This window comes from Parafrankia sp. BMG5.11, from assembly GCF_004337455.1.
Genome location: NZ_SJXI01000016.1, coordinates 1 through 15,628 on the forward strand (window position 1 = coordinate 1; position 15,628 = coordinate 15,628).

Annotated in this window: 17 protein-coding genes; 9 read left to right on the top strand and 8 right to left on the bottom strand. The window is 74.1% G+C overall.

The annotated features are described in order from the left end of the window. Positions 1–352: 352 nt before the first annotated feature. Together E0504_RS12625 and E0504_RS12630 are read right to left on the bottom strand one after the other, a co-directional pair. The gene (locus E0504_RS12625; RefSeq protein ID WP_112107998.1) at positions 353–613 is read right to left on the bottom strand and encodes a hypothetical protein; all 261 of its coding nucleotides are present in this window, start codon (positions 611–613) and stop codon (positions 353–355) included. Positions 614–619: 6 nt separating this feature from the next. Further along, positions 620–1,432: a DUF427 domain-containing protein gene (locus E0504_RS12630; RefSeq protein WP_112107997.1), complete on the bottom strand. Its 813-nt coding sequence runs from the start codon at positions 1,430–1,432 to the stop codon at positions 620–622. Positions 1,433–1,658: 226 nt separating this feature from the next. On the opposite strand from E0504_RS12630, the gene E0504_RS12635 reads away from it, so the two are divergent. The 5 genes from E0504_RS12635 (at position 1,659) to E0504_RS12655 (ending at position 6,432) form a co-directional block, all read left to right on the top strand. Continuing rightward, a complete protein-coding gene (locus E0504_RS12635) occupies positions 1,659–2,399 on the top strand; it encodes a CAP domain-containing protein (RefSeq protein WP_243657492.1) in 741 nt (246 codons plus the stop codon). A 364-nt stretch (positions 2,400–2,763) separates the two neighbouring features. Further along, entirely contained in the window at positions 2,764–4,038 is a 1,275-nt protein-coding gene (locus E0504_RS12640; protein ID WP_235014428.1) for a sensor histidine kinase, read from the top strand. Beyond that, positions 4,035–4,784, top strand: a complete 750-nt coding sequence (locus E0504_RS12645; protein ID WP_112108006.1) for a response regulator transcription factor — start codon at positions 4,035–4,037, stop codon at positions 4,782–4,784. Before E0504_RS12640 ends, E0504_RS12645 begins: the two co-directional genes overlap by 4 nt. Next, positions 4,781–5,668 carry an ATP-binding cassette domain-containing protein gene (locus tag E0504_RS12650; protein ID WP_112107996.1) on the top strand — a complete coding sequence of 296 codons (888 nt, stop codon included), beginning with the start codon at positions 4,781–4,783 and terminating at the stop codon, positions 5,666–5,668. Before E0504_RS12645 ends, E0504_RS12650 begins: the two co-directional genes overlap by 4 nt. Next, entirely contained in the window at positions 5,665–6,432 is a 768-nt protein-coding gene (locus E0504_RS12655) for a hypothetical protein (protein ID WP_131624591.1), read from the top strand. The genes E0504_RS12650 and E0504_RS12655 overlap by 4 nt, the downstream gene beginning before the upstream one ends. A gap of 133 nt (positions 6,433–6,565) precedes the next feature. Here E0504_RS12655 and E0504_RS12660 read toward each other — a convergent pair whose 3' ends face one another. Beyond that, complete coding sequence (locus E0504_RS12660) at positions 6,566–6,868, bottom strand: SelT/SelW/SelH family protein (RefSeq protein WP_083390919.1); 303 nt, start codon at positions 6,866–6,868, stop codon at positions 6,566–6,568. A gap of 33 nt (positions 6,869–6,901) precedes the next feature. Next, positions 6,902–7,612 carry an MBL fold metallo-hydrolase gene (locus tag E0504_RS12665; RefSeq protein WP_071062485.1) on the bottom strand — a complete coding sequence of 237 codons (711 nt, stop codon included), beginning with the start codon at positions 7,610–7,612 and terminating at the stop codon, positions 6,902–6,904. 268 nt (positions 7,613–7,880) lie between these two features. On the opposite strand from E0504_RS12665, the gene E0504_RS12670 reads away from it, so the two are divergent. Next, a complete protein-coding gene (locus E0504_RS12670; protein WP_131624593.1) occupies positions 7,881–9,419 on the top strand; it encodes a diguanylate cyclase in 1,539 nt (512 codons plus the stop codon). Positions 9,420–9,427: 8 nt separating this feature from the next. On the opposite strand, the gene E0504_RS12675 is transcribed toward E0504_RS12670, so the two are convergent. The 3 genes from E0504_RS12675 to E0504_RS12685 all read right to left on the bottom strand — a co-directional run bounded on the left by E0504_RS12675 (position 9,428) and on the right by E0504_RS12685 (position 10,983). Next, positions 9,428–9,796, bottom strand: coding sequence for a co-chaperone YbbN (locus E0504_RS12675; RefSeq protein ID WP_112108005.1), 369 nt, complete (start codon positions 9,794–9,796; stop codon positions 9,428–9,430). Positions 9,797–9,813: 17 nt separating this feature from the next. Then, positions 9,814–10,266, bottom strand: a complete 453-nt coding sequence (locus E0504_RS12680; RefSeq protein ID WP_112107993.1) for a MerR family transcriptional regulator — start codon at positions 10,264–10,266, stop codon at positions 9,814–9,816. 111 nt (positions 10,267–10,377) lie between these two features. Further along, entirely contained in the window at positions 10,378–10,983 is a 606-nt protein-coding gene (locus tag E0504_RS12685) for an ABATE domain-containing protein (RefSeq protein WP_200835405.1), read from the bottom strand. Positions 10,984–11,004: 21 nt separating this feature from the next. On the opposite strand from E0504_RS12685, the gene E0504_RS12690 reads away from it, so the two are divergent. Continuing rightward, positions 11,005–11,691 (top strand): maleylpyruvate isomerase N-terminal domain-containing protein, encoded by a 687-nt coding sequence (locus tag E0504_RS12690; RefSeq protein ID WP_160144317.1) that lies wholly within the window; start codon positions 11,005–11,007, stop codon positions 11,689–11,691. 48 nt (positions 11,692–11,739) lie between these two features. Here E0504_RS12690 and E0504_RS12695 read toward each other — a convergent pair whose 3' ends face one another. Then, positions 11,740–12,582, bottom strand: a complete 843-nt coding sequence (locus E0504_RS12695) for a PHB depolymerase family esterase (RefSeq protein WP_235014426.1) — start codon at positions 12,580–12,582, stop codon at positions 11,740–11,742. 502 nt (positions 12,583–13,084) lie between these two features. Here E0504_RS12695 and E0504_RS12700 point away from each other — a divergent pair. Both E0504_RS12700 and E0504_RS12705 read left to right on the top strand, forming a co-directional pair. Continuing rightward, positions 13,085–13,783, top strand: a complete 699-nt coding sequence (locus E0504_RS12700) for a hypothetical protein (protein WP_071062497.1) — start codon at positions 13,085–13,087, stop codon at positions 13,781–13,783. 65 nt (positions 13,784–13,848) lie between these two features. Next, entirely contained in the window at positions 13,849–15,597 is a 1,749-nt protein-coding gene (locus E0504_RS12705) for an FAD-dependent oxidoreductase (RefSeq protein ID WP_200835404.1), read from the top strand. Positions 15,598–15,628: the final 31 nt, after the last annotated feature.

Sequence of the window (15,628 nt, forward strand, 5' to 3'; positions counted from 1 at the left end):
TCGAAAAGACCGCGGAAGACGATGGCGACCAGCCGGTCCCGGAACTGCTCGGACTTGCCGCCGCCCGGCCAGGCCACTGACGAACCCGACCACCCGACCAAGCTCGCCAAGTCCGGCGACTCGATCGGCGAGTTCACCCAAACGCTCCAGCCACCACCCCGAAGCTCCGCTGGGGCTACCACCCAGAAAAAGCCAGATCCAATGACGGCCTCCCACCCCGGCCCCGACAACACGGGCGGCAGACCCCCAGCTCACCCCGCCCCAGCAGGCCAGTTCAAACGCCGCCTGACACTCCCCTGGAGGGGTCGGTGTCGGTCTCTCCGCGACGTCGGCGTTCGGCCTGGTAGGCGGTCTAGGCCCGTTCCCCCTGATCGGTGGAGTACCACGGGGTGCCGGTGCGCTCGCGGAACGCGGCGAAGGTCAGATCTGGTTCGGCCATCCGCCGGCGGCGTTCGGCACGGGGGTCCTCGCCGACCGCGGCGGTCTGCAGGTCGGTGACGCGGCGGGCGCGGGTGAGTTCTTCGACGTCGTAGGCGGTCCGGCGCCGGATCGCCGCGACCCGCGGCAGCCGGACTGCGACGACACACGTGTCTGGCCAGTCGTCCTGTGGCATTGCGCCTCAGGTTCCGGGGGCGGGCTCGCCGTTGACCAGAACCGTGATTCCCTTGCCGAGGAACGACACCAGCCCGGCGATCCCGGCCGACTCCGGCAGCGGTGACGGGTAGTACCAGGCGCCGTCCGTGATCACCTCGCCGCCACCACGCACCGTGTAGTACGACGCCTGGCCCTTGTAGGCGCACACCGTGTGCGTCCCGGAACCCTCCAGGGCCTCGGCCCGGACGTCCTCGAGCGGGATGTACCAGCGGGGCGGCAGGGACGTCTCGAAGAGCTTCACCGCGCGCGTGGTCCGGGCCACCGCCTCACCACCCACCAGCACCTCGACCTGGTCGGAGGCGCGGCGGGTGTCCACCCGGTGGTAGGGGTCCCTGGGGTGGCCGAAGACCTGCTCGTCCTCCTCGTACCAGGCGTCCAGGCGGTCGAAGTAGAACGCCGCCAGCCCCGCTATGGGCGGGGCGCCCGGCACCGGCTCGGGGTAGGACCACAGCACGTTCTCCTCGACCCGGTCGCCGACCCGCAGCGTCCAGTACGAGGCGGTGCCCTTGAACGGGCAGTAGGTGTGGTGATCGGTCGGCTCCAGCAGGTCCTGCCGGATGTCCTCGAGCGGGACGTACCAGACGCCCAGATGGTTGGTCTCGTACAGGATCCTGGCGCGACGGGTGTCGAGCACGGTCTGGCCGGCGAGCTCCGCCCGGACACGCTGCGCCACGTCCTCGAGGTAGAGGACGTGCGCGGGCGCGGCGGTCTCCAGGTCGAAGTTGAAGGTGCCGGCTCGGTGGCTGGCGAACGGGCCGGATCCGAGAGTCAGGCTCATGCCAGGCCCAACACGGCGGGTTCGGCACACCTTCCTGCCGTTCCACCGCCGCGGCGAACGACATCTACATGATCCGCCATCATGACCACGCGCGGCCTCGGTGGACGACCACCGGACACCCCCGGCACGACGTACCGACCACGGCTCCGGCCGTCGTGGCGGCTGGTTGTCCGGTTCGCTACAGTTCCAGACGTTGCGAGGGGGGAGATCACCCAGAGGAGTCTCCATGGCCCCGGTCCGTAAGACCGTCGCCAGCGCAGCTGCCACGGTCGCCCTGCTGGCGGCCGTCGCGTCCTGCCGGCCGGCCCCGGGCGGTCCACCAGGTGGTGGGTTCCCGGTGCCGACAGCAAGCACGAGCACGTCGCCCACGGCCACGCCGACGTCGTCGGCGCCGCCCACGGTGACACCGCCCCCGTCGACACCGACGGCGGCGCCCACCACCACGGCGCCCACACCGCCGGCGCCGACCACGGCACCGCCGTCCACCCGGCCGCCCCGGCCGACCGATCCGCCCGGGCCGACCGATCCGCCGGTTCCCACGAACCCGCCGGTCACGTCCGCTCCGCCGGCCCCGCCGGGGACGAGCCCTCAGGCCGACGAGGTCGTCCGGCTCACCAACGTCGAACGCGAGAAGGCCGGCTGCGGACCGCTCGCCGTCGACACCCGTCTCACCGCCGCGGCGCAGGCGCACACCGCGGACATGGCGGCGAACGACTACTTCAGCCACGACGGCCAGGACGGCAGCTCGCCGGGCGACCGGACCAGGGCGGCCGGCTTCCCGTCGGGCTTCGTCGGCGAGAACATCGCCGCCGGGTCGACCACGCCGGCCGCGACCCTCCAGATGTGGATGAACAGCTCGGGGCACCGCGCGAACATCCTCAACTGCGGCTACACCCACATCGGCGTCGGCTACGCCCAGGGCGGCTCGTACCGCTACTACTGGACGCAGGACTTCGGGAAGCTCTGACCCCGGTCTCCGTCCAGGGACCGCCGGAGCCCAGGGACCGCCGGAGCGCCAAGGCCCCGGCGGTCCCTGGGCTGCGGGCGTCGACGGTGGCCGATCGACGCCGGCCGGGGTGGCCGAAAGTCGATGCGGTGGCCCGCCGGGCGGCCGAGGTCGTAGACCTCGGAGGGATGCGGCGGCGCCGGATGGCTGCGTGCTCTTCGCCTCGTGATCGGCACGACGGCGGACGAGCACGGCACGGTCGACGACCGGGCCGGGCGGCGGCGCGGCCGGCCGCGCGGGTTACCCGGGCGCAGCCCGGTGGACGCGCTGGGCCTGCGGCGGCTGCTGCGCGCCGTCCGCTCCCTGGACGAGCCCGGCCCGCCGGATGTCGGCCTGGTCGACGATCCCCGGTTCCGCTGGGCTGCTGCCCGGCGCGCTGATCGAGCCCGCGGACGGGCCTGCGAACGAGCCTGCGAACGGCTCCGCCCGGTCGCCTGGCCGCACGGCGCGCGACTGGGTGGTCGACGCCGTCCTGTTCGCGTTCTCGGTGGTCTGCGGGCTGCTACTGGTCGAGCAGGCCTCGCGGCGGGCCGACGTCCCGGATCCGCTGGTGCTGGTCGATCTTGTCGTGGGCCTGGCGCTGTGCGGCCTGCTGTGGTGGCGGCGGCGCCGGCCGGTGACGCTGCTCCTGCTGAGCTGGCCCACCGGGCTGTTCTCCACCACAGCGTCGGCCGCGTCGGTGGTTCTGTTGTTCACCGTGGCCGTGCACTGCCGGCTGCGCACGACCTTCCTGCTGGCGGCCGTCTACTGGACGCCCGGCCTGGTGTACTTCGCGATCTGGCCGGATCCCGACCTGCCCTACGCCGGGGCGGTCGTCTTCCTGATCGTCATGCTGGCGCTGACGGTCGGCTGGGGGGTGTTCGTCCGCTCCCGGCGCCAGCTGCTGCTGTCGCTGCGCGAGCGGGCCCGGCTGGCCGAGGCCGAGCAGCGGCGCGGGGTGGCCGCGGCCAGGCAGCTCGAGCGCACCCGGATCGCCCGCGAGATGCACGACGTCCTGGGGCATCGGCTCTCGCTGCTCACGATGCACGCCGGGGCGCTGGAGTTCCACCCGGGCGCGCCACCGGAGCAGATCGCCGGTGCCGCCGGGGTGATCCGGGAGAGCGCCCACGAGGCCCTGCGGGATCTGCGGGCGGCGATCGGGGTGCTGCGCGAGGGCCCCGAGGACCCGGCGGCCCGGCCCCAACCGGCCCTGGGCGACCTGCCCGAGCTGGTGGACGAGTGCCGCCGGGCCGGCATGGAGATCCGGACCTACATTCACCTGGTCGAGGCGGCGAGCGCCCCCGCGATGATGGCCGGCAGCGCCTTCCGCATCGCGCAGGAGGGGCTGACCAACGCCCGGCGGCATGCCCCCGGCGCACCGGCCCGGCTGATCATCGACGGGTCACCCGCCGACGGACTGCACCTCGAGATCCGCAACGCCCGCCAGCCCGGCTCCGAGCCGCCGTCCCGGACCGGGCTGCCGTCCTGGGCCCGGCCGGCCGGGACGGGGCTGCTCGGTCTCGCCGAGCGGGCCGCGCTGGTCGGCGGGCGGCTCGAGCACGGCCCGACCCCCGAGGGCGAGTTCCGGCTCTACGCGTGGCTGCCCTGGGAGGGATCTTGACCACCGGTCCGTCCGACGGCGACGCGCCCGTCCGGGTCCTGGTCGTCGACGACGACGCGCTCGTCCGCTCCGCGCTGGCGATGATGTTCGACGGCGCCGACGGCGCGTGCATCGTCGGCGAGGCGACCGACGGTGACGAGGTCGCCGCGGCCGTCGACGCGCTGCGCCCGGACGTCGTCCTGATGGACATCCGGATGGCGCGGATGGACGGGCTGCGGGCCACCGAGCTGCTGCTCGCCCGCGACCAGCCGCCCCAGGTCGTCGTGCTGACCACCTTCGACGCGGACGACCAGGTGCTGCGCGCGCTGCGGGCCGGCGCGAGCGGCTTCCTGCTCAAGGACACTGCGCCGGCCGAGATCGTGCGGGCGGTGCTGCGGGTGGCGGCCGGGGAGCCGATGCTCTCCCCCACCGTCACCCGCCAGCTCATCGCCCGGATCGCGGTGGTGGAGGCCGCCCCGCCACCGGCCACCCCGCCACCGCCCGTCGCGGCACAGGCCGTGGCAGCGGAACGCTCGGCGGCCCGCCGCACGGCTGCCCGCCGGGCCGTCGCCCAGCTCAGCGCGCGGGAGCGGGAGGTGGCGCTGGCGGTGGGCCGGGGCCTGTCGAACGCGGAGATCGCCGGCGAGCTGTTCATGAGCGTGGCGACGGCGAAGTCGTATGTCTCCCGGCTGCTGACCAAGCTCGACCTGAGCAACCGGGTGCAGCTCGCCCTGCTCGTCCACGACGCCGAGGAGCCCGCGGGATGACCGACGAGCGGGCCGGGTTCGCTGTCGAGGTCACCGACCTCACCGTGCGGCGCGGCGGGTCCCGTCTCGTCGACGGGGTCTCGTTCGCACTGCGTCCGGGGGTGGTCGCCGGACTGCTGGGCCGCGGCGGCGCGGGGAGGTCCACGATCCTGGCGATCCTGGCGGCCTACGGGCGGCCGAGCGCTGGCACGGTGCGCGTCGACGGCGCCGACCCGTTCGAGGACCCGCGCCTGATGAGCGAGATCTGCCTGGTCCGCGAGCAGGCGGACGTCGAGCGTTCGCTGCCGGTCGGCGAGGCGCTCTCGATCGCCGGTGACCTGCGCCCGCGTTGGGACGCCGCCCTCGCCGCCCACCTCGCGGCGCGGTTCGGCCTGGACCGGCGGGCCAAGGTCCGCGATCTCTCCCGGGGCGGTCGCACCGCCCTGTCGCTGGTCATCGGGCTGGCCGCCCGGGCGCCGCTCACGATCTTCGACGAGCCGCATCTGGGCCTGGACGCCCCGTCGCGGGCCGCGTTCCACGAGGAGCTGCGCGCCGACCACCGGCGCCATCCCCGCACGGTCGTGCTCTGCACCGACCTGATCGACGAGATCGCCCCGCTGCTCGAGGAGGTCGTGATCCTCGACCGGGGACGGCTACTCCTGCACACCACCGCGGACGAGGCCCGCGCGCTGGGCCACGAGATCACCGGGCCGGTGGACGCGGTCGGGGCGCTGGTCGGCGACGCGCGGGTCCTCGCCCGGCGCCAGCTCGGGTCGACCAGGTCCACGACCGTGCTCGGCCCGATCCCGCGGCTGGCGGAGGCGCCACGGGAGGTCGAGATCGGCCCGGTCTCCCTGCAGGATCTGGTCAGCCACCTCACCGGCGGGGAGACGACGCGACGATGAACGATCTCATGGTCCCGGGACCGGTCGCACCACCGGCGGCGCGGCGCGGCGGCGGGCCGGCCCCGCTGGTGCACACCGCGGCGGTGACGACCGGTGGCACGCTGGCCTGGGTGGGCTGGGTGTGGCTGCTGGCGGCGCTCGGCTACGGCGCCGCGGTCGCCGTCATATCGTTCGTCGGCGAGCGGGACACCTCGCTGTGGCAGGTGGCCGTCGCCACCTGGCAGCGCTGGCTGATGCTGGCCGCCGGCACGACCATGACCACGACGTTCGCGCCGATGCTCATCACCAACGGCGTCATCCGGGCTCGGCTGGCCCGTTCGGTGGTCGTGTGCGCGGTGGCGGTCGGCCTGCTGGGCGGGCTCTTCCTCGGGGCCGGGTTCGCCGTCGAGAGCGTGGTCTTCGCCGGGTTCGGGTGGCCGCGGGCGCTGTCGAACGGGGTCTCGTTCGACAGCGCCGCGGCGGTGTGCCGGCTCGGCGCGGCCTACGGCCTCGGTCTCTCGGCCTGGTTCGTCTCCGGCTGGCTGGCCGGGCTGGCCCGGCACGTGCGCGAGTCGGCGTTCGCGATCCTGCTCGTCCCGGCGCTGGTGCCGGCGGTGCTCGCCGAGGGGCTCGTGCTCGGCGGTGTCGGCGCCTTCGTTCTGCCGTTCATCCCCGACTGGCGGTTCCCGTTCGCCGTGGGCGCGCCGGTCGTCGTCACGGTGCTGGGCCTGGCCTGCGTGGCCGGCGTGCGCGCGTCCAGGGAGATCAGCCTCGTCCACCGGTGACGGCGTCCACCGGTGACGGCGTCCACCGCTGACTGCGTGCGCTGCGCCCGCTGGCGCACGATGCGCCCCGCTGGCGCACGATGCGCCCCGCTGGCGCACGACGCGGCCCGCTGGCGCTCGACGCGGCCCGTGCTCAGTGTTCGACGTGGCCCAGCGGCCGGCCGGGGGCGATCCTGTCCCGCAGCGCGCGTTTGACGGCGGACGGCTCGGGGAAGCCCTGCTCGCCGCGGTCCCAGATCACCTCACCGCCCAGCCGGACGGTGAACACCCCACCGGTGCCGGGCACGAGGGCGACCGCGCCGAGATCCGCCTCGAACGTGGTCAGCAGCTCCTGGGCGAGCCAGGCCGCCCGCGGGAGCCATCTGCACCGGGTGCAGTACTCGATCTCGACCCGGGGCCGTGTGCCGGCCGAGCCGTCAGTCTCCACGGCGCTCACCCCCGCTGTGGTCCATACCCGCCACGCGGGCGGTCAGGCGCCGAGCATCGCCAGCCACTGCCGGGAGCTGGTCGGCCGGAAGACGTAGTTCATCTTGCGCACCACGCCGAGCTCCGCGGCGGACTCCGCCGAGTACCGGTGACCCGGGTAGACGGTGACGTCGTCGGGCAGGGCGCCCAGGCGGCGCAGGCTGTCGTACATCGCCGCGGCGTCCCCGCCCGGGAAGTCCATCCGCCCGCAACCCTCGAGGAACAGAGTGTCCCCGGCGACGAGCCGCCCGTCCACGAGGAAGCACTGGCTGCCCGGGGTGTGACCGGGGGTGTGCAGCAGGCGGATGTCCACCGCGCCGACGGTGACCACGTCGTCGTCGCCGTGCTCGACGAGCTCGGCGGCCCCCACGCCCGTCCCGCGCCGCACCCACTCGGCCTCGTCCCGCTGCAGGTGGATCGGGACGGACGTGCGCTCCAGCAGCTCGCGGATCCCCTCCAGCTCGATGCCGAAGGCCGTGCCGCCGACGTGGTCGGCGTGGTGGTGGGTGACCAGCGCCCCGGTCAGCCGCATGTCGTCGGCGGCCAGCACGTCGAGCAGGTCGCCCACCCGGTAGGCGGGGTCGACCACGACGGCCTCGCCCGTCTCCCGGTCACCGATGAGGTAGACGAAGTTGACCATCTGGGTCGCGGCGGGATCACCCACCGCGAAGTCACGGCCGGACAGCAACTGGCGGAAGTACAGGCGATCGCTCACACCGCGAGCCTACGGAGCGCCGGGCCCGCACTCCAGAACCGGTGGAGCGGGCGGACCGTCACCCACCACGTGCCATCGCGGGGCGGGGCGGTGTGGGCCGAGGCTGGTGAGCCCCGCACGCCGGTCGAACCGACACCAAACAAAAATAAACTCACTCAACAAAAGATGTATTGAAATCACGCCGAACCTACGATGAGGTCATTCGTCTCCGGCCTGCGGAGGTGGACCGACGGGGACCTCGGCACGTTCCGTTCGGCGTCGCCCGCGCGTGACGCCCTGGGTGGCCTATCTCGTCGGCGGTGTCGGATACTTCGTCCTGTACACGCTTTTCGTGGCACACGAGATCGGAGCGGGCACGATCCTCACCCGCGCGGGCGTGGACGTTCCCGTCGGCCCGGAGACGCAGGTGGCCCTGCGGTGCCTGCTGACCGCGTCGACCGTCGGAGCGATCGCCCTCGGCGTGCGGAGGTGGCGCCCCGAGCCCCGCGCGCCGTGGGTGCTCCTTGCCGTCACCCAGGGCCTTTACACCGTCGCCGACGCCATCTTCTATACAAATCTCATCGTATTTCACAATTCAACATTTCCATCGCTGGCCGATCTGTTCTACATCGGCCGCTACCCGTTCGCGATCGCGGCGCTGGCACTTCTGTTCCGGCAGCGGGCACCCGGCCGCAATCTCTCGGCGGTGCTGGACACGACGTCCATCGCCGTCGCCGTGTCACTGTTGTACTGGCTCTATGTGATCACACCCTACGAGCGGGCGGCCTCAGGGCAGCTCGCCCAGCTGGCCTCGGTCGCCTTCCCCGTGATGGACCTCGGCCTGCTCGTCATGTCGCTGATACTGGTGCTCGCGCCCGGCCGCCGGCCGGCCTCGTTCGTCCTGCTGGTCGCCAGCCTGGTGGTCACCCTGGCCTCCGACATCCTGTACACCATCTCGGCGCTGGGCGGCAGGTACGTCGTCGCGGACGTCACCGAGTCCCTCTGGGCCCTCGGGGACGTGCTGGTCGCCGCCGCCGCGCTGCACCCGTCGATGGCGGACCTGTCGTGCTCCCCGCAGGCCGACGACCGACGGCTCGCTCCCGGCAGGCTCGCCGCACTGCTGGCGGCCGCGCTGATCGCTCCGGTGCTCCTGCTGGTCGAGGCGGACCGGTCACCCACCCAGATCAGGATCATCGCGGTCGCCTCGGCCGCGCTCGCCCTGCTCATCGTGGCGCGACTGGCCGCGCTGGTCGCCGAGCAGCGCCGGCTCGCCACCACCGACGTGCTCACCGGGCTGCGCACCCGGCGGTTCCTGCAGAACCAGCTCCCAGCCGCGGTCAGCCGCGCGGACCGGTCCGGGCAGCCCTTCGCGCTGCTCCTCGTGGACGTCGACAACTTCAAGTCGATCAACGACCGGTACGGCCACCCGTGCGGGGACACCGCCCTCGCGGAGATCGGCTCCCGGCTGGCCGCGGCCAGCCGGCCCGGCGAGCTGCTGGCCCGCTTCGGCGGTGAGGAGTTTGCCCTGCTCGGCCCCACCGTGGGGCCGGAGACCGTCGGCGAGCTCGCCGAACGGCTGCGGCGCAACGTGGCCCACGACCTGATCGAGCTCGACAGCGGGGCCCGGCTACGGGCCGCCGTCTCCGTCGGCGCCGCCGTCTACCCGGTGCACGCGCACGACCAGACGGACCTGCTGATCGCCGCCGACCGCAACCTGTACGCCGCGAAGGCGGCGGGCCGCAACCGGGTCGTGATCGGTTGCGGCGCGGTGATCGAGTCCCGGAGAACCGCGGACGACCCGGCCGCGCCGCCGCCCCGTCACAGCTGACCGCCCCGTCACAGCTGATCTGCGATGTCCGCCAGCAGGCGCCGCCGGCTGCGCGCGCCGACCAGCTTCGTGACCGTCTCGCCGCCCCGGACGACCACCAGGGTCGGCATGGCCAGCACACCGTAGGCGATCGCCGTCTGCGGGCTGGCGTCGGCGTCCACCTCGACGACCCGCAGCCGGTCGGCGAGGTCGGCCGCGATCTGGGCGAGGACCGGCCGCATCATCCGGCACGGCGGGCACCACTCTGCGGAGAAGTCGACGAGGACGGGTAGCGGCGACCGCAGGACGATCTCGTCGAACGTGGTGTCGTCGGCGTGCCACACGGTTCCGGCGGACGCGGCCGGCGCCGACCGGTCCTGGACATCGGACGTGATCATGATCAGCTCCTTCGTGGTCATCGGGTCTGCGGTGGGTAGAGCGAGCACCCCGGGACACCCTGCGGCGGCACTGCCGGCCGGGGCGGGCCGTCAGCCGGTTCGGCTCCGGGCGGCTCGGCCGTGTCCCGCGCCATCGCGAGCTGGGCGGCGAGCCGTTCGCGGGAGCGCAGGAGCCGGGCGACGTAGTCGTCGATCTGGGCGATCTTGCGCCGGTAGCCCTCGATCGAGTCCGGGCAGGAGGCCGCCGTCTCGTTCCCGGCCCGCAGGCACTCGACGAACGGACGGGTCTCCTCCAGCGCGAACCCGTCCGCGAGCAGCGCCCTGATCTCCTCGACAGCTCGCAGGTCCGCGTCGCTGTAGTCCCGGTAGCCGTTGGCCAGCCGCCGGGCGGCGAGCAACCCCTGGTCCTCGTAGTGCCGCAGCGCCCGGGGACTCGTCCCCGCCCGTCGTGCCAGCTCACCGATGCGCATCCCGACCTCCTCCGCACCGACGCTAGACGTTGACGTCCGTGTGAAGGCAAGCTCTGTCTCCGCCCCCGCGGGTGCGCGCCCGCCCGGTGATCCGCCCGAGTGCCCGGCCCGTCAGGAGTGGCGGGCGCGGTGGGCGGCGGCGCGGGCACGGTTCCCGCAGGCCCGGTCCGAGCACCACCGGCGGCGTCCCGGCCGGGACGTGTCCAGGAACAGCAGTGCGCAGTCGTGGCTGGCGCACTCGCGTACCCGGGTGATGTCCGGCCCGCCCAGCAGGTCGACGGCGTCGCGGGCGACGGTCGCGAGGGCGTCGGCGGCGGGACTGCGCCCCGGTCGCAGCTCGACGGATCGCCGCGCGGTGAGCTGGGGGGCGAGTCCGCCCCGGCGGGCGTGGGCGTTGATGACCCGACGGTCGCCGTCCACGCCCGGCTCGTCGCGCGTACCGGCCAGCGCGGTGCGGTAGATCGCCTCCCGCAGCCGGCGCGCGGAGCGCAGACCCTCTTCGGTGACGGCCGGCGGGACGTCCAGCAGGCCGGCGGCGACGAACCAGCGCCCGAGGTCGGCGGGCTGGGGCAGCCGCTCGAAGTTGCGGCGCCACCGCTCCCCGACCGTCGCCGTGAACGACAGGCACAGCCGGCCGGACAGGAAATGGAAGTTCATCTCCCAGGCGGGCAGACCGTCGACGACCATCCCGTCCGTGTTGGTTGCCGTCGTCTCCACATAACGACTATAAGTCGTTACATGGAGAGTACGAACAGGGCCGGGATCGTGGACGCGCGCGCCTCGCGGGCCCGGCGCGTCGAGTTCGACCAGGCCGCGCGCGCGTTCACGGACCTGGCCGGTCGGGCGTCCACGAGCGACCTGGCCCTGCCCGCGCTCGGCGTGTGGACGGTGCGGGACCTGCTCGGCCACGCCAGCCGGGCACTGTCGACGATCGAGGCGTACGTACCGTCGACGGCCGTTTCGACCGGCCCGCCCCCGGGCGGCTTCGACCTGACCAGCCCGGCGGACTACTACGTGTCGGCCCGCGCGGTACTCGCCGGCCCGGCCGCGGTGACCGAACGCGGCCGGGCCGCCGGCCGCGCGCTCGGAGCCGACCCGGCCGGCGCCGTGCGGGAACTGGCCGACCGGGTCCTGGCACTGGTGGCGGCGACCCCCGACGACAGCCCGGTCGGCAGCCCGGTCGGCACGATGCCGTTCATCCAGTACCTGCCGACGAGGACCTTCGAGCTGACGGTGCACTGCCTCGACCTGGCCCGGGTGCTGCCCGACCACCACGGCGCGACGCCCGTCCCGGCGCTGGGACCGGCAATCGCGTCGGGCCTGGGGCTGGCGGCCGAGCTGGCCGCCGCCGGCCCGCACCCCGCCGACCTGCTTCTCCTGCTCACCGGACGGACCGGGCTGCGTCCGGGTCTCAGCGCGCTGTGACCAGGGGCCGCGGACCACGGTCAGGCGGCGCACCGACCGGTGGACGCGTCAGTGCCCGGCGAAGAAATCCAGGATGGCGGCCGTCGCCTGGTAGGAGCGGCCGGCCGGGGAGTCGACGCGGTCGGCGAGCGCGTCGGGGCTGCTCGGCCACGCGTGCGTCCCGCCGACGACGGTGTCGAGGACGACCTCGGCGCCGCCCGCGCAGCCGGTGTGGCGCATCCGCTCCACTCCCATCCCGGCCACGGTGCGCAGCACGGCGGGCGCGCAGGCGTATCGGCGTGCGTACTCGTCGATCACCTGGGTCGCGGCCGGGACCCGGGTGGTGGAACCGCTGATCACGCCCCCGGCATACGGCACGGACGGGTCGGCCGTCCCGTGGACCGCCATGGTCGCGGGAGCGGCGCCGGGCGGGCAGGTCGCGAGGCTGGTCGAGGAGACCATCGCGACGCCGGCGAACCGTGGCGCCTGGCGGCACACCAGCGCGGCGGCGAACTCGGCGCCGTTCGAATGCCCCGCGGCGTAGACCCGGCCGGGGTCGAGACACAGGTGGGCACCAAGGTCGTCGAGCAGCGCGGCGACGAAGCCGAAGTCGTCGGCCGCCTCCGGCGCGGCCGGGGTGTTCCAGCGGCGCGGTTCGCCGAGCGCGTCCGGTGTCACGACGACGAAGCCGCGATCGGCACCGAGCCGGCCCATTCCGCTCCGGGCCTCCTGGGTCTCCTTGCTCGCCTTGAAACCGTGGAAGTCGACGACGACCGGCGCCGGGGTCCGTCCGTCGTAGCCGGTCGGCAGGGCGAGGAGATAGGTGCGCTCGGCGGCGTCGTGCGACAGGTGCCGCGGGCCCACGGCAGGCGCGGTGGCGGGGTCCGCCGCGCAGCCGGCCGTGCTCGCCACCGCCGCCCCGGCCGGCGCGGCAGCCCGTCCCGGGGCGGACCGGGCAGGCGGGGACTGGGCGGACGATGCAGGCGTGACCGCTCCCGCGGAACCGGGCTCGGCGGGCCGGCCGCCGCCCGCGCCACACGCGGTCAGACACGCCAGGGCGGCCGTCGCGCACAGGATTCGGCTGATCCACCTGTCACCCGATTTTCCGGCCACGTCCGGACATTACGTCCCATCCCCCGGGGAATGATCCCCCCGGCGAGGACACGAAGCTGACAACAAAGGCAACCTCGGACGAGCCGGCCGCCCGTCGGAGAGCTACATTCGCCGGGTGACGGACCAGGTGACGGGGCCGCCGGGCGCAATGCCCGCGCCGATTCCGGAACAGCCTGTCCGCCCGGACGACGACGTGCCCGAGCCGATTCCGGCGGCGGGCCAACCGATTCCCGCGGGCTCTGTTCCGGCCGGCTCTGTCCCCGCGAGCCCTGTTCCCGCGAGCCCTGTTCCCGCGGGCCATGTGACACCCGGCCAGCTCGCCTACTGGCGGCGTTCCGGCCTGCTTCGCCCCGGCCGCGGCGAGCTGACGCAGGCACGGGCGATCGCGGCACTGCGCCGGGCCGGGCTCAGTCTGCGTCACATCCGGGGGGCCGCCGAGCGGCTGCGCCTCCTGCCCGGCGCCGAACCGGCCGCCGGCTGGGATCCCGCCCGCCACGGGATGGCGGCCGCCTACGGCGGGGCCGCGGTGCACGCCGGTCGGGCGGAGCCGTCCCAGCTGCGGTTCGCCGTGCACGGCCAGGAGCTCTTCGTGCAGCGCGACGGCGGGGCGTGGGAGGGCGACCGCGCGCCCGGCCAGCTCATCCTGGACGGCGTGGTCCCGTTCGTCCCGGTGGACGGCGTGGCGGTGGGCCCGCTGCCCGGCGGGGTGCCGCCGGGCGGGCCGGACCCGGCCGGCCCCCGGCGGCGGGCGGCCGGCGCGGTGCGCCGGGTCCGCGCCGCCGCGCCGTCCGACCGCGACCAGATCCGCCTGTTCCTGACCCGCGAGCGCGACCTCGACCTCGGCGACTTCGTGATCGATGACGCGACCCGCCCGGACGTCCGCGAGTCACGCCCTCCGGCGTTGCGCGGCGATTCCCGCGCGAACGACGTTTCCGCCACGAACTTCGCTTCCGGCGCAAACATCACGGAGCACCCGGGGCGACCGCTGCACCGGAACTAGACTGACCGCGTGACCGGACGCAGGCGACGCATCGAAACACTCCCGGCAACCCACCCGGCGCGTTGATGGCGGCGGGCGAGAACCCGGCCGGCCAGGCACATCCAGGCTCCGGCGACGGCCAGGGTGAGCGCGGCAACCCCGGCGGCGGGCGCGGTGCCCCCCGGGCCGTGCTGCTGACCGTCGACGACGACGTGAGCGTCTCCCGCGCCGTCGCCCGCGACCTGCGCCGCCGGTACGGCGGGACGTACCGGATCGTGCGTGCCGAGTCGGGGGCGCAGGCGCTGGAGGCGCTGCGCGAGATCAAACTGCGCGGCGACGCGGTCGCCGTCCTGCTCGCCGACTACCGCATGCCCGGGATGAACGGCATCGAGTTCCTCGAGCAGGCGATGGACCTGTTCCCGGCCGCGCGGCGCGTGCTGCTGACCGCCTACGCCGACACCGAGGCCGCGATCGACGCCATCAACGTCGTCGACCTCGACCACTACCTGCTCAAGCCGTGGGACCCGCCGGAGGAGAAGCTCTACCCGGTGCTCGACGCGCTGCTCGACGCGTGGCGCGCCACCGACCACCGGCCGGTCGCCGAGACCAGGGTGGTCGGGCACCGCTGGTCGGCCCGCTCGTACGAGGTGCGCGACTTCCTGGCCCGCAACCAGGTCCCCTACCGCTGGTATCTGGCCGACGAGCCGGAGGGCGCGCGGCTGCTCACGGCCGCCGGCGCGGACCCGGAGTCGCTGCCCTGCGTCATCACGACCGACGGCTCGGCGCTGACCGACCCGACCGACACCGAGCTCGCCGCCCAGGTCGGTCTCGCGACCGCCCCCACCGGCGACTTCTACGACCTCGTCGTGGTCGGCGGCGGCCCGGCCGGCCTCGGCGCGGCGGTGTACGGCGCCTCCGAGGGCCTGCGGACGGTGCTCCTCGAGCGGCACGCGACCGGCGGCCAGGCCGGCCAGAGCTCGCGGATCGAGAACTACCTGGGCTTCCCGGACGGCGTCTCCGGCTCCCAGCTCACCGACCGGGCCCGCCGCCAGGCCGTGAAGTTCGGCGCCGAGCTGCTCACCGCCGCCGACGTCGTGACACTGGAGGCCGCCGGTCCGGCCCGCCGGCTGCTCCTCGCCGACGGCGGCCAGATCGACGCGCACACGGTGATCCTCGCCACCGGCGTCTCCTACCGTCAGCTCGCCGCCCCCGGCCTGACCGAGCTGACCGGCCGGGGCGTCTTCTACGGCTCCGCGCTGACGGAGGCGCCGAGCTGCTCCGGCCAGGACGTCTACGTCGTCGGCGGGGCGAACTCCGCCGGCCAGGCCGCGATGTACTTCTCCCGGCACGCCCGCTCGGTGACGATGCTGGTGCGCGGCAAGTCGCTCGAGGCGTCCATGTCGCACTACCTCATCCAACAGATCACGGCCGTGCCGACGATCACGGTCCGGGTGTGCACCGAGGTCGTCTCCGCGCAGGGCACCGACCACCTGGAGAGCCTCGTCCTGCGGGACAACAGCACCGGTCAGACCGAGCAGGTCGACTCCCAGTGGCTGTTCGTCTTCATCGGTGCCGCCCCGCGCACCGACTGGCTGGACGGCGTCGTCGTGCGCGACGAGCACGGGTTCGTCGTCGCCGGGCCGGATCTCGTCGTCGACGGGCAGCGTCCGTCCGGCTGGGATCTCGACCGCGACCCGTACCACCTGGAGAGCAGCGTGCCAGGCGTGTTCGTGGCCGGCGACGCGCGCGCCGAGTCGGTGAAACGGGTGGCCTCGGCCGTCGGCGAGGGGGCCATGGCCGTCGCGCTCGTGCACCGTTACCTCGCGAAGCGCTGATACCTCGCGAAGCGCTGACCCGAGCAGCGCT